We start from the raw sequence: 14,016 nt of genomic DNA, 5'->3' as shown, positions 1-14,016 counted from the left end.
GATCCACCGTCAATTCCTCACTCTCGTTCTAAAATCAGGAAAGGCTATTGCTTTTCCACCATTCTCTACAGATTCCATAGACAATGTAAACACAGAGCTCCAAGTAACGGCATCATATACGTCCACCGAAGGGGTTCGATCCTCCTGAATGGCAGAAATAAATTCTTCAAGCACCATAAAATCGCCTCCGCCATGTTTCGTCCCAGCTGCATATTCGCCCCATTTCATCCATGTCGGGTGATCATAGAGTGGTTGATAACTGCTTAAAGGCTCCCACATTTCCTCTCCATCCGCTATATTTTTGGGCGAGAGATTCTTGAACCAGATCAAATCCTCTTCGTACTGATGGCGGCCCGTAATATACGCTCCCTCAGTTCCTTGCAGTAAATAATGAGTTTTATTATGCGGTCTAACGGAGGACCAGTCTACACGCAGTTCAATCAGTACACCCTTTTCCGTTTGAATGACCGCAACCGCGCTATCCCCTTGCCGCCAGAATCCCTCCCGTGCTGCTGGGTGATCTTTTCCATAATGCTCTACGAAATAATATTGTAAGGATCTAGATTTGGAAACAAAAGACGAGACGCTTTTTAATCGATCACCCTCAGGCTTATTGAGGTTAATCCATTGCGCAACTGGACCAATAGAATGTGTTGGATAATTGATCCCGTTATACTGCTGATGTAATTGCCCCCGCCAAGTCAGAGAACCATCCGGATGATGAGTCAAATGACGTAAATCATGGATATATCCGCCTTCCAGATAAGTAATTTCACCGAACATGCCTTGATCCGCCATATGTTTAATCGTCAGATTTGAGCGCGAGAAGCAGTAATTTTCAGACATCATATATTTAAGTCCAGTTTGTTCAACAGTTTCGATAAGCTCCCAAGCTTCCTCTAAAGATTGGATCGAAATCACTTCGCTTAGGACATGCTTACCCGCTTTTAAAGCATCAATAGATTGTCTGGCATGCAAATGCATGGGGCTTAAGATAAACACCGCATCTATCGCCGAATCTTTTAACATTTCATGATAATCCCGATACGTTCGGATTTCTGGGAATTTCTCTTTCCATTGGTTAAGCACCCACTCATTCAAGTCACAAGTGGCGGTCAGATGTATCCGATCCGATAGAGAGTACAGTGCATTCATAAAACTGGCTCCGCGATTTCCACCTACGATCGCTAATCTTACTGGCTGACGATTCATTGCTGGTCCACCTGCTTTCTATCCATCTGAAATCGATTGATGATTAGCTCCTGATCTCTTGTCTCCCCTTCAGCCTGCGGATATTTTTCATAATCAAAAATGCTGAAGGTAAATAATGAAGACCATTTACTCAATTGCTCGCTTGCCAGATTCACCATCTCTAACCTGATTTCATCTTCAAGCACAGTAAGGATTCGAGCAGCAGGAATATCCAGGATGGAGGCTGTTTGAATGAAATTCCAGTTTTCTTTTCTGACGATAGAATGCACATGATTATGCCCGTTGAAATAGAAACCCACACCTTGCCATTGCTTCAATATCGGCCAAATATCTAAGCTGGGATCCAGTGACATCATTGGCTCAGTTGATCTGGCCGTCGTATTATACAAGGGATGATGACCGAAGACGAATAAAGGCTTTTCCGATTTCCGCTTCATTTGTGCTTCGAGCCAAGTCAGCTGTTCATCATCAAGTGTTCCGCTCCAATCGTCACGATTTTCCCGTGCGGTATCCAGCAAAATAATGATTGCATTCGTCTCTTCAATCACACTGTATCGCTGCTGCCGGGTGACGGAAAGGATTTCTTCCTTAGGATAAGTGTACGTATCATGATTACCAAGTACATGTAGAAAACGTCTAGAATGCTTGCTGTCCTTAATCTTACCCATGATATAATTAAATTCGCTAAATTCTCCTGCATGCACCATATCTCCCACGGAAATATGATAATCGGCTGGGATGGACAAGAATAGATTCATAAATTGCTCGTAAAAAGCATCTCGTGCCTCTTTAATCAAAACCTTGTTGTTTAACAATTCGTCCGGATAATGTAAGTCCCCAATAATCGCCAGCCTCATAAATGCCTCCTCTTAACCTTTAATGCCAGAGCTCATAAAACTACCTATCACTTGCCGCTGGAACAATAAAAATCCAATCATTAAGGGTGCCGACACAATCAATGTAGCCGCACAAACATCGGACCATTGTGCACCCGACTCTGTGGCTTTTGCGAACATCGCCAAGCCTACAGTTAATAAGCGATTCTCCTCAGAATTGGTTACAATAAGGGGCCACAAGAAATCATTCCAATGAAAGCTGACCGACACGATCGCAAAGGACACATAAATCGGGCGTGACAGTGGGACATAGATTCTTGAAAGAATATGCAGGCGTGAGGCGCCTTCCACCCGGGCAGCTTCATCCAGCTCATAGGGTAATTGCTTGAAGGATTGCCTTAACAGAAACACTCCAAAGGAGGAGGCAAAGTAAGGTAGCATAATCCCCAGCTTGGTATCCAACAGACCCATTTCGTTCAACACCTGATAGTTGGAAAAGATAAGTACATCTGGCGGCACCATAATTTGCACCAAAAATAACATGAATAACAGATCTTTCAAGGCGAATCGTACCCGTGCAAACGCATAAGCAGCCATCGTCATTGTAACGAGTTGCACAGCAAGCACAACACCGCACACAAGCAATGTATTCATTAAAAATCGTCCAAAAGGCGCTCCATTCCAGACATGAATCAAATTCTCAAACGTGAACTCCCAAGACCATCCCGCATCAATAGCGACGTCTTTGGGTAGAAAAGCCGTTCTGACCACCCATAGGAAGGGAATGATCCAGGCCGCGGCAAACGTAAATCCAACCGCATGCCACAGTATTTGCTGGATTCGGCGCTTCGTTCTTTCGGAGTTCAGTATGCGCTCCTCTTCTAAAGCTTTGCGTGTATTCTGCCTTAATACTAAGGGTAGCTTTAGTGGATTATCCTCCATGGATTCCACCTCCTATTCATAATGGATTTTCCGATCCCAGCCAAAAAACTGCAAAGAGGAAATCAGGAGCAGCAGCACGATCATGACCACCGTCATCGATGCGGCCATCCCTTGATCGTAGAAATTAAAGGTGGACTCGTAGATATAATAAAGTAGCAGATTACTTGCATTATTCGGACCGCCCTTTGTCATAATCCAGAGATGGTCTACCAGCTTAAAAGAATTGGTTATCGCCACAACAGCCACGAACAACGTGGTCGGCATCGTGAGCGGAATTGTGATTCTGCGGATGGAAGTGAATGTACCGACTCCACTTACTGCAGCCGCTTCATATAAATCCTTGGGAATCTGCTGCATTCCTGCTAAATAAAAAATCATAAAATATCCGGCTTCTTTCCAAATCATCATGATGACTAATGCGCCCATCACCGTATCAGGTGTTCCCAGCAAATTCACAGGCTGATCCGCGATCCATGAAGCCAGTCTGGCAAAGAGCCCAAAATGAGGGGTATACAGAAACAACCAGATGTTCGCCACAGCGATCATCGGGATCATATTCGGATAGAAAAATGAAAGACGTGCCAGTCCCCGCCCTTTTATCGCCTTGTCGGCAAACAGTGCCATCAAGAAAGCCAAAGCTAATGAAGTGGGTACTGTGCCAATGGCGAACCATATATTGTTACTGAACACCTTCATAAAGACATTGTCGTGCAATAGATTAGCGTAATTGTCAAAACCGACGAACAGAGGCTCAGGAGTCGCCAAATTTTTCTCATAAAAGCTAAGCCAGAACGATTTAAACATAGGGTAATAAGTAAACAAGCAAAGAAAGAGCAGCGAAGGCAACACTAGTCCCCAGCCGAATCCGTTTCGTCTAAGCCTCTCACTCCATCCGGCATTCATACCATTCAATCCTTCCATGATTAAGGTTTCTACGATTAATGAATAAAGTAATGACGCCAGAACAAGCTATCGAGCCGTCCTGGCGTATTCCATACCTCAAAGCTTACTTATTGAAGGGAGCAAGTGCCTGTTCTGCTTCTGCTTGGGCCTTTTTAAGTGCACCTGCTGCATCGATCTCTCCTGCCAATGCCGCTTGAATCTGGTTCGTAATTGCCGTCGATACTTTACCATGATTATGAGTGGACAATTCCCGAAACGCATATTCCAATTGATCTCTCGCTACCAATGCTTGCGGGAAATCCGCCGTATACTTCTTCATAGCATCTGTATCGTATGCAGATTTTCTTACGCCAACATAACCGGATGAGCTGCTAAAGAGGGCAGCTTGTTCTGAAGCCGTCATGTATTTGGCAAATTCCCAAGCTGCAGCTTGTTTTTCAGGAGATGTGTCCTTGAAAATATACAGGTTACCTCCCCCAGTAGGTGATCCAAATTGCTTTTGTGCGGGTGGGAACGCCACGCCGAATTCGAACTTCGCGTTATTTTTTACATTGGTTAAGTTGCCGCTTGTATGCATCATCATGGCTGTTTTGCCTTGAATGAAATCTGTCGGAACGGTTGCCCAATCAATAACACCTTCCGGCATCGCCTTGTATTTATGGGACAAATCTAACCAGAATTGCAATGCCTCCACATTCTCCGGCGTATCGAACATCGCTTTTTTGCCATCGGAGGACATTATGTTTTGCTTCGGATCGGAAGCATTTTGCCGTGCAAGCATTTGAAACATCCAATACGAATCATCATTGCCCGGAATTTCCAGCCCCACGTGACCGTCTTTGTTCAGCTTCTTAGCATAGGTTACAAGCTCATCCCATGTAGTGGGTGGTTTCTCTGGATCAAGTCCTGCGGCTTTGAACATTTCTTTGTTGTAGTACATAACAATCGTGCTCCGCTGAAAAGGCAGGCTGTACGTTTTACCTTCAGACTGTGTATCCTCTACAAAGGCGGGATAAAAATCAGCCATCTGAATATCCGTGTCTTTCGCAATAAAATCATCAAGCGGAATGATTGCATTCATATCGAGCATACTGTACAGCTCTGTTGACATCATGACCGCGACATCCGGTGGCTGTTTGGCCTGTACACCCGCTTGAATTTTCACGGTATTGTCACCGTAATTACCTGTGTACACGGGATTAACCTTAATTTCCGGGTGCTGCTCCATGAATGCACTAGCCATCCCATCGATTACTTTTGTAAGAGGACCACCAACATTAACCGGATAATAAAATGTAATCTCCACCGGCTTAGTGACTGGAGTCTCTGTGGATTCCGGAGTTGCAGCGATTGCTGTGGGTTGAGCGGTATTTTCTTTGGCTTCAGCCGTACTGTTATTAGATTGTCCGCAGCCCGCTACTGCCAGCATTGAGACGGATAGCAGTGTTAGAATAGTTTTGGTTTGCTTTAGCATTTCTGTTAGCCCCTTTTTTCACTTGGATTTGAATTAAAATGCATAATGGCGAAAGTTCACACTAATGCGATTCGAGCCTACATCAAGAATATGGAGCTGTGCACCATCAGCGGTAGGCAATACAGCAATTCCTTGGGCTTCAGTACCACTATGCAGATTGCGATCAAAGGCAACAGATACGTTTCCAGTCTCCGGATCAATCTGATAAACCGTTTGGGTTGCGTTATCCGTAGAAGCATACAGAACACCGTTGTACATTTCGGCACCTTGAATTCGATCAATACTTTGGGAAAGTGGAATGGTTGTGATCACATGCATATCATCAAGACTTAGTACATTCAAGACGCTTGCATTACTCCACTGAGCTGTGTAGACCTGACCGCGAGCAGCATCAACGGCTACCCAAGGCACACCGCCAATATGCAGATTCAACGGTAAAGCATAGGATGTACCCGTATATTTCAAAGTGTTCACATCATAGAGGGCGATGTAAGGATGCTGATAGTTTTTGCCGTCTTCAATAGGAGCGTATATTTTACCGTTATAGTAGGAAATATCACCGATATGGTCTCCACCTTGGGAGGCTATCTCCAGTGGAATAGCCAATTCATTCCGTGCTTTTACGGATTTTCCATCAAGTCCAGTCCGTAAGAGCCCATACGAGGAATTAAAGATCCATGAATTCCCGTCTGTAGCCACCCCTTGTCCCCGTTCCAGGGCATCAAGTAACCAGAAGGTTTGCTTAGATACTTCATGCCAAGTTCCAGCAGTTGTAGCTGAAGTCGAAGTCGACTCTGCACTGATTTCTACCTCAGTGTTTACTAGGTTATCCGGTCCGACTGGTGTGGCAGATGCTACTAAAGATAAAGAACTGGTCGTAAGTACCCCCGCGCAAATCAGACTGAATAATCTCTTTAATCTCATGTTTTCTCTCCTCCTAATAAGGTTGTAGTTCGGCATTTGTGCGCCTTACTTCAACCTTATTATAGGAGCTGGCAACAGCTCTCTAATTGAACAAAACACTTCTTTCCTTGAACAAAACTCTCATTTGCAAAAATAAAATCAATAAATCATATGATTAGGTTTGGAGGAGCTTTGATTCGCATACAGCTTTGGGGTTAGGCCGGTTTCTCGTTTGAATAATCTAGTAAAATGACCTTGATCGGCAAAACCAACCTGAGATGCAATTTCCTTCAAACCAATTTTTCCGGAACGAATAAGAAATTTAGAACGTTCGATTCTCAGGCGAATTAAATAATTATGGGGAGTATATCCTGTCTGTTGTTTAAAAATCCGAATAAAATGCGACTGGCTCATATTAGCCATGCCAGCGAGATCAGTCAGTTGAATCTCATCTTCTAAACGCTCACGCATAAATTGAATGACCTGAAATATTTCTTGATTGGCTGGCGTTTTTCGGTTTGAATGCTGGGGAATCACTGAAGAATAGTGTTGTAACAAGTGAATAATTAACATGTTGGATAAAGAGTCGCTATATATTTTCCCTTTGGCACCGCCATTCTGTAATTCCTCCAGCATCCAAAGCCCTAATTGCAGTAGCTTGGAATCCTTGACATGAAATTTGCGGTCCAACTGGATATGGCCTTCCTTTAGATAACCAGATTCACGAGCAATCTCTTCGAGTACCGCTGGCGTAATTTCTATTTTCAAAAAATAGAGCGAGGTTCTGCCCCAAGGGCAAAGAAGGCTCTCATTACAGGGGGTAATATGAATGGTGTAGTAATTTTCGTAGTAGGCTGTGCAGTGAATTCCTATTAAATATTTAGACTCCGAGGATGGGGTGAAAGCTTGCTGCGGGCTATACCATTGCGAAACCTGAAGCTTATCCCAACCAAAAGTATCACTTGCAAGGACAGGCTGAGCAGCTGCAAAGGACGACTCTTCCATTTCTTTCATATTCATCCCCCTTTTCCCTTCAATATAGCAAGCCAGTATACGCTCCGCGTTAATGAGCTGTAAAAGCTATATTAATTTCCCCTTAGTATTCAAAAGGTTATTTACGTCAGAACAGCAAAAAAGAGGGGTTACTCCCCCTCTTTAATATTTTACATATTCTATTTCTGTAACTCTAAGTCTGAGTATCTATTCCAATTTAAACTGATTTACTAAAGCACGCATCTCATTTGAACCCTCTTGGAGCTTGCGAGCAGATGCGGCAATTTCCTCCATAGATGCAAGCTGCTCCAGAGTGGCAGCAGATACTGTCTGTGCAGCCGAAGCTGAGTGCAATGAAACCTGCTCGACCTCCATCACCGCAGCAGATATTTGTTCGGAGCCCGTGTACATCTGTTGTGCAGCGGTCGAGGATTGCTCCACCTGATCTACAATGGTCCGGGTGGCCTGCAAAATGCGTTCAAATGCTTTACCCGTATCATCAATCGCTTGAACTCCTGCTGCGACTTCATTTTGGCCTTTACTCATCGAATGATGGGCATGACCTATACTCGTAATAATTTCTTCAACCATGACTGAAACCCTTTCAGCTGCTTCACTTGTTTGTCCTGCCAGCTTACGGACTTCACTAGCTACCACTGCAAATCCCCTGCCTTGTTCTCCTGATCGAGCAGCTTCAATTGCCGCATTAAGCGCTAATAGATTCGTTTGCTCAGATATTCCTTTAATAGTACTGACGATGGTGCCTATTTGTTGAGACTGGTCATTTAAACTAGTAACGGTGATCCCTAAATCATCAACAGTATTACTTACTGCGTTCATTTGCTCGGAAGAGTTAATGATAAGGCTGTTTCCTTTATCAGCCTCTTCCAGTGTTTGCATCGACAGCTGATAGGCATGTGTAGAGGCTTCAGCTACTCGCTGAATCTCTTTTACCATCTCCTCCATCGATTGGGAAGTCTCCTGCGTTGAGGAAGCTTGTTTCTCACTATTGTTCGCCACTTCAGTCATTGAGGATGAAGTCTGAACAAGTGCCGCTGTGGTTTCACCTAACGTTGAAGACAACTGTTTGGAGGAAGAAGCTAATAACTCCGAGCTTATGGTTAAATTCCCAACCAATTGCCGAATATTACCCGATAATTGATTAAAGCTGATTCCGAGCTGTCCGATCTCATCCCGATTGCGCACAGTCAATGCTTTACCGCTTAGATCCCCTTGAGCGATCCGTTCAGCTTCACGTGCTATGCGTACAATCGGTCTTGAAATATGTTGTGCAAATATGTATATTACAGCGATTCCGATGACAACGCATACAATCAATGTAGTAATAATTCCCTTTAGAATGGTTTGTTGCCCGGTATTATAGTCTTGCATATAAGAGCCTGCTGCTACGACCCAGCCCCAAGAGGGCGATAGTTTAGCATAAGATATTTTCAACGCTTCTTCTCCTACAGCGTTTCCAGTACCATCCGATTTAGGTAGCGGCCATTTATAGTAAGTAGCTCCACCACCGTTCTGTGCTGCTTTAATCAAATCCTGTATGTAAAAAGTACCGTTTGAGGTTTGTTTATCCCAAATATTATCTCCCTCTAGTTTGGGATGAGCAAGCAGTTCCCCCTTGTTATCTAATATAAAGAAATAGCCGTTTGGTCCCAAATCAATTGATTGATTAATAGGCCGAGTACCATCCTCATTTTTGTTTCCAAGTAGTAAGGTCCGTACTTGCTCTTGGGCTTCCACTTCAGTCAACTGTCCCGATTGAACGGAATTTTCCAAATTCTCAATTAAGGCGACAGCCAGGTTTACGCTTGAACTCAGTTTACTCTCAATGAGCTGATTCGTTTCTTTGACTGAAATCTGATAAATAACTGCTCCTAATATTCCAATGGGAAGAATTAGTAGTGTGAGTGACATCATGAGCAGTTTTTTCCGAATTGTTAGTCGCAACCTTGTACGTGTATCTTTTACCATATACACCGCTCCGCATCCTATTAGAATTAATTACAAATTAATACTATAGTACTAGTTTTGGGAATATAAATCAAAAAAAGAAATTCATAATTTAACAAAAAAAGCAAACGCCCCCCTAATAAGAGGTCCGTTTGCCATTTATTCAATGAAACTCCAAATCCCTACTTCTCATCCAACCACAATATCGCTGTTACTCCACGAGGATAATATTTACTGCCTGTAATCTCCCCGGAAATAATTTGATCACTCCAGCTGAAGATCGATAATTCTGAATGGGTAAGCCATGCCACGTGAGCGCGATCTGCTGCCGCTCCTCGTTCATCCCATTCCAGTCCCAGAATGTTGCGGGCGATGAACTGCGAGAGATAGATTTTGCTAAGCCAGCTGTTATTGCTAGTGGATGAGATTTTCCAACCGCCGTCTTCAAATAAGCAAACGCCCGGCTTCAACACCGCATGAAGATGTTTGTCGAGTGCGCAGATATATGCGGCGAACCGTCCATTGCGATCAAGAGCTTCCTTACAACCCGTATAGTATGGGAATACAAGACCCTCGATAGCCGGAATGATCTTGGAGTCATTACCTTCTCCAATAACAGCCGGGATATATCCATCTGCTGTAACGCTTGCCACCATCGTTGCGGCGCATTTCTCTGCCCCTGCCCCTGCTGTTTTGGACAGCTCCGCACGCTCATACTCTGCAAATATTTTCTCCATAGCTAAGTAAGCCGCCCAGCATTTTCCTGCCAAGTAAATATTGTTGCGAGCCTGACCTAAAGAGACATCCAGGCTATCATAGGTAGTAATCTCTGCTCCACCCATCGTACGTGAGCTATCTAGTGCCATAACACCGTTTCTTTGCTCAGGATCTGGATGATCCCGATTTAACATACTATCCAAGCACTTCTCCAAGATACTCAGATTACGTTCCATCCAGCTCCGATCACCTGTGTGCTCAAAATAAGTTGCCGCACTCAGCACCCAGTTCACCAATTGTTCATGTGTCATATATGAGAAGCAACCATCAATGCCATATAACTCATAGGAGGAATAGCCCGGACGTGAAACTACGTTGGCTACACCCATATCATGTGTGAAGCTAATCCCACCTGGATACTCTGTATCATCCCCAGGGAAACGCACCGTATCTTCATAGCTGAATCTTTCTACGAACATATCCAGCTCATTACGAACCGTCCAAGGATTCAGACGCAGCTCGTAGAATAACTGATCGACGGTCAGATCAAAGGTATTCATCATCCGGTATTCGCCTTCGTTGACGATCCAGAATGGCTTATTCTTATTATCCAGTAATTGTGTGGAACCATAATAACTACGAATCGCATGCGCTAGCATAAAGGTTTGGTCTTCGGATAGGTTTGCATGATTAAACATCTCGTTAGCTTTCTCCGCTGCTTGTTTAAGAACATCGAATTTAGCTAATGCATATTCGGCTACTGTCTCAACATTGTTGAAATAGCGATTATAGTAATAGGAAGCATCCATACCAGAGGTAACATAACCCGAACGGTGAAAACAAATCGCAAACCGGTACGTTTCTTTTACTCCGGCTGGAACATCCATGATTAAAGCACCCACGCGACCCAGTCCAAAGGTCCAATTTTCCTGAAGCTCCTCACTTAGAATATCCTCCATCGTGAAATGAAGTGCGGACTTTGTAGTGCCTTTCTCGGCAGCAATCGCAATAAATCTTCCTTGTCCAACGCCTGTAATTTCAGATGACACATCATCCAGTCTTCTCATTCCGCTATACACATCTGTTCCCTGAAAACCAAAGAACGCGCGACGTGAGGTAGCTGATGAGGTGTTATCCACTTCGAGCTCAACCAGTACTGCTGGCAGCAACACTTCCTTCATTTCTTCCACAGACGCAGTTTCAGGATCTGGTACTGATCGAACTGGCGAGAGAATCCGGAAGGTCAGATCCCCCGCACTCCAGCTGTCTGTAGCTACTTGAAAATCTCTTGAAATCTCACGATCTTGAAAAGGGAATAGAATATTCTCCTTGTCTGGATTGGGGTCTGGATTCTCGATGTCATAGCGTTTGCTCTCGTCATCTCCGCCAATCTCGTGAAATGGTAGTGTGTCATACCCTTTCCCATCAGTGCGTTCTAATCCTATGAATATATTCTGTCTAGGAGGTTTGGCCATCTCCAAATCGAAACCACCACTAGCTCCTTTAAATCCTAAGGTAAAACTCGCAAATGCACCGATCGGTGAATGATGAGCATTAAAAAATTTATTATGTAACATAAATAAATGCACTCCCTCCAACATGATCCCGGATACCTCCGGGCTATATATACATGTTATCGATATTTCTGGAAGTGCAAAAGGGCTAAAGCCTTCTATTATTTGGGCAAATCAAACATCGATAACAACCTATGATATAATTAAGCCAAATTTTATTGTAAAAGAGGATTGAAATGATCTCGAATGATCCCGCCTTCCATAATTCTATTGACGGTCAGATGTCACCAGACATTCAAGCAGCCTTTCATATCTTCGCCGCACATTGGAGAAAAGTAAATTCGGATTGGCAATATCCTGTACACACTCATCCGATGTTTGAGATTAATATTGTCCTTCAAGGTGAGCAACAAATGACGGTAGGCAATAAGTCTTTTATACAGAAAAGCGGCGATATTTTATTCATTCGTCCCGGTGTTGAGCATAGTAGTATGGGTTCAAATGCTGACTGTGACATGACTTATTACTGCCTGCATTTTGATATTGATGACCTGATTTTGCGGCGTGCCTTACTTACAGCAGATGCTGTTAGTCTCAGCGGGAACACCCCCGAACTGCTGGCCATCCGTTCCGCGCTAGATGTAATCATTAACTCTTCCATCTTGTCAGAGTCTAAAGACACACATAGAAATCGCTTGGTCACACTGCATGCTTCACTGCAGCTTCTGACCGCGCTCAGCGGTTGGGTGCTTTCGGAAATGCCTCTCCCAGCAGCAGAAGCTACAGAAAATACAGTTGCCCTGGCTAACGCTATTGAAGGACTATTGCAGGAATCCGTCTCCACCGCTGCCAGCACAGGCGAAAGAGGTGACGGTATTGAGGACATTGCTGCCAAGCTCGGTTATAGCACTACTCACTGTAATCGTGCTTTTCATCAAATCTATGGGATGTCACCAAGGCAATATTTATCACGCTTAATCATTCGACACGCCAAACTGCTGCTGATGGATAATAGTCTATCTGTCGAATCGGTTGCTCAACGACTGGGGTACCGTGATGTGTCCCATTTCAGCAAACAATTCAAACGCTGGACAGGTCTCCCGCCAATGGGCTATCGCCGTTTAACTGCGAATCCAAGCACACTTTAAAGATCTTTACGCCTACGAAAAAAGGGGTGTATTCCGCTGTCCACTAAGTGGTTACAGGATACATCCCTCTTATGAATTACCCCTTCGTCGCTCCCGACGCAATTCCCTTCACAAAATACTTCTGCAAAGCGATAAACACAATCAACACAGGCACCACCGACATCGCTGTTCCCGCAAAAATCATATCCCAACGGGAAGAGAATTCTCCGATATAACGGTAAATTTCCACAACCATCGTCTTAGCCTGTCCTGAAGGTAATACCAGCATCGGCATCAGGAAATCATTCCAGATTCCAAGTCCGTTCAAGACAACCATACTTGCCGTAACAGGCCCTAATAGAGGGAAAACAATTCTCCAAAATATCCCGTACCGAGAACAGCCATCAATCTCTGCCGCTTCTTCAATTTCTCTAGGTATTCCTTTGACAAAACTGGTATACATTAGACATCCGAAACCTACCGCACCGGCTACATAAATAAGAATGGGTCCCGCAAGGCTACCGTACAATCCTAGCATTCTAAGCTCTTTAAACAAAGGAATCATATACGCCTGAAAAGGAATCATCATTCCGGCCAAAAAATATACGAACATAAATCGAGTCCATCTAGTATTTCTACGTTCAATGGCATACCCTGCCATGGGAATGATCAAGACCTGTGCGGAGATAGACACCGCTGTCAGAATCAGACTGTTCAAAATCGCTCGTGGAAACTCTGTTTCTGTTAACAGGTATTTAAAGCTGTCCAGATAAAGGGTTTTCGGAAAAGCAATGGCATCCTTCATGATCTCTGCATTACTCTTAAAGGCCGACATCAAATTAAAGAAAATAGGAAAGAAAAATAGAATAGCCACTACTAAGGTAACCAAAAAAAGTGCGATTTGCCCAATTGGAAGACTGTAATGATCAGTATGATTAAGAACAAGACCATGGCCAGCGCCGTACCAAAACCTTGTCTTAATTCACCAAACCCAACTTTATAAATAATATAAGTTAACAATATGGCATACAGACTCCTCCAAAATTGAGTTATTTATAATATTCTTACACTAAAGAAGAATCTACATTGCTTTATCAAGCAAACCAGATCTCCGTTTCCGTTTCGTTTTGATTTATACTAATATATTATATATATAAAGCACGTTTGTTCTCTATTCTTGTTTCCTGAGTTAAACTAACCTACCCGATCAATGAAGCATCTTCAGTCTACAACTTTATTTCCTTTTGACAGCATTTAGACTGAATGTCTTTATTCCACGAGGCTTTTCGAACTATCATACCATCAGAATCCATAAAAATAAGTTTTAGACTGACCCTAGAAATTGAAACAGCGACAGCAAAGGACGATAAAATCCTCGACTGTCGCTGGTTCATTTAACTAACGTTTCCCGTTAGTTGAAGAAGCGG

At 43.6% G+C, this 14,016-nt stretch carries 11 protein-coding genes; 1 reads left to right on the top strand and 10 read right to left on the bottom strand.

The genetic code is table 11. The annotated features are described in order from the left end of the window. Nucleotides 1-9: 9 nt before the first annotated feature. The 9 genes from NSQ29_RS09235 to NSQ29_RS09195 all read right to left on the bottom strand — a co-directional run bounded on the left by NSQ29_RS09235 (nucleotide 10) and on the right by NSQ29_RS09195 (nucleotide 11,525). Nucleotides 10-1,212 (bottom strand): Gfo/Idh/MocA family protein, encoded by a 1,203-nt coding sequence (locus NSQ29_RS09235; protein WP_341124861.1) that lies wholly within the window; start codon nucleotides 1,210-1,212, stop codon nucleotides 10-12. Further along, on the bottom strand, nucleotides 1,209-2,069 hold the full coding sequence (locus NSQ29_RS09230) for a metallophosphoesterase family protein (protein WP_341124860.1): 861 nt from the start codon (nucleotides 2,067-2,069) through the stop codon (nucleotides 1,209-1,211). The genes NSQ29_RS09235 and NSQ29_RS09230 overlap by 4 nt, the downstream gene beginning before the upstream one ends. Before the next feature lie 12 nt (nucleotides 2,070-2,081). Then, a complete protein-coding gene (locus tag NSQ29_RS09225; RefSeq protein ID WP_341124859.1) occupies nucleotides 2,082-2,990 on the bottom strand; it encodes a carbohydrate ABC transporter permease in 909 nt (302 codons plus the stop codon). A gap of 12 nt (nucleotides 2,991-3,002) precedes the next feature. Continuing rightward, nucleotides 3,003-3,911: a carbohydrate ABC transporter permease gene (locus NSQ29_RS09220; RefSeq protein WP_379423891.1), complete on the bottom strand. Its 909-nt coding sequence runs from the start codon at nucleotides 3,909-3,911 to the stop codon at nucleotides 3,003-3,005. Between the two features lie 85 nt (nucleotides 3,912-3,996). Beyond that, on the bottom strand, nucleotides 3,997-5,367 hold the full coding sequence (locus NSQ29_RS09215) for an ABC transporter substrate-binding protein (protein WP_341124858.1): 1,371 nt from the start codon (nucleotides 5,365-5,367) through the stop codon (nucleotides 3,997-3,999). Between the two features lie 33 nt (nucleotides 5,368-5,400). Continuing rightward, entirely contained in the window at nucleotides 5,401-6,291 is an 891-nt protein-coding gene (locus tag NSQ29_RS09210; protein WP_341124857.1) for a DUF6923 family protein, read from the bottom strand. A gap of 138 nt (nucleotides 6,292-6,429) precedes the next feature. Beyond that, on the bottom strand, nucleotides 6,430-7,284 hold the full coding sequence (locus NSQ29_RS09205) for an AraC family transcriptional regulator (RefSeq protein ID WP_052404329.1): 855 nt from the start codon (nucleotides 7,282-7,284) through the stop codon (nucleotides 6,430-6,432). Nucleotides 7,285-7,470: 186 nt separating this feature from the next. After that, a complete protein-coding gene (locus NSQ29_RS09200) occupies nucleotides 7,471-9,252 on the bottom strand; it encodes a methyl-accepting chemotaxis protein (RefSeq protein WP_341124856.1) in 1,782 nt (593 codons plus the stop codon). Nucleotides 9,253-9,413: 161 nt separating this feature from the next. Continuing rightward, nucleotides 9,414-11,525 (bottom strand): glycoside hydrolase family 52 protein, encoded by a 2,112-nt coding sequence (locus tag NSQ29_RS09195; RefSeq protein ID WP_341124855.1) that lies wholly within the window; start codon nucleotides 11,523-11,525, stop codon nucleotides 9,414-9,416. A gap of 173 nt (nucleotides 11,526-11,698) precedes the next feature. On the opposite strand from NSQ29_RS09195, the gene NSQ29_RS09190 reads away from it, so the two are divergent. Then, nucleotides 11,699-12,610 (top strand): helix-turn-helix transcriptional regulator, encoded by a 912-nt coding sequence (locus tag NSQ29_RS09190; protein WP_340970616.1) that lies wholly within the window; start codon nucleotides 11,699-11,701, stop codon nucleotides 12,608-12,610. 76 nt (nucleotides 12,611-12,686) lie between these two features. Here the strand turns inward: NSQ29_RS09190 and NSQ29_RS09185 are convergent, their stop codons facing one another. Continuing rightward, complete coding sequence (locus tag NSQ29_RS09185; RefSeq protein WP_445667673.1) at nucleotides 12,687-13,463, bottom strand: carbohydrate ABC transporter permease; 777 nt, start codon at nucleotides 13,461-13,463, stop codon at nucleotides 12,687-12,689. Between the last annotated feature and the right edge of the window lie 553 nt (nucleotides 13,464-14,016).

Source organism: Paenibacillus sp. FSL F4-0236, from assembly GCF_038000135.1.
Taxonomy (GTDB): Bacteria; Bacillota; Bacilli; order Paenibacillales; family Paenibacillaceae; genus Paenibacillus_AQ.
The sequence above is the reverse complement of the archived record's forward strand: the minus strand, read 5'-3'. Positions and strand labels throughout refer to the sequence as shown.

Bases quoted from the DNA above. Each gene is read 5' to 3' on its own strand.
- NSQ29_RS09205 (WP_052404329.1), bottom strand. From the start codon at position 7,284: ATGAAAGAAATGGAAGAGTCGTCCTTTGCAGCTGCTCAGCCTGTCCTT.
- NSQ29_RS09220 (WP_379423891.1), bottom strand. From the start codon at position 3,911: ATGGAAGGATTGAATGGTATGAATGCCGGATGGAGTGAGAGGCTTAGA.
- NSQ29_RS09200 (WP_341124856.1), bottom strand. From the start codon at position 9,252: ATGGTAAAAGATACACGTACAAGGTTGCGACTAACAATTCGGAAAAAA.
- NSQ29_RS09210 (WP_341124857.1), bottom strand. From the start codon at position 6,291: ATGAGATTAAAGAGATTATTCAGTCTGATTTGCGCGGGGGTACTTACG.
- NSQ29_RS09190 (WP_340970616.1), top strand. From the start codon at position 11,699: ATGATCTCGAATGATCCCGCCTTCCATAATTCTATTGACGGTCAGATG.
- NSQ29_RS09235 (WP_341124861.1), bottom strand. From the start codon at position 1,212: ATGAATCGTCAGCCAGTAAGATTAGCGATCGTAGGTGGAAATCGCGGA.
- NSQ29_RS09230 (WP_341124860.1), bottom strand. From the start codon at position 2,069: ATGAGGCTGGCGATTATTGGGGACTTACATTATCCGGACGAATTGTTA.
- NSQ29_RS09195 (WP_341124855.1), bottom strand. From the start codon at position 11,525: ATGTTACATAATAAATTTTTTAATGCTCATCATTCACCGATCGGTGCA.
- NSQ29_RS09225 (WP_341124859.1), bottom strand. From the start codon at position 2,990: ATGGAGGATAATCCACTAAAGCTACCCTTAGTATTAAGGCAGAATACA.
- NSQ29_RS09215 (WP_341124858.1), bottom strand. From the start codon at position 5,367: ATGCTAAAGCAAACCAAAACTATTCTAACACTGCTATCCGTCTCAATG.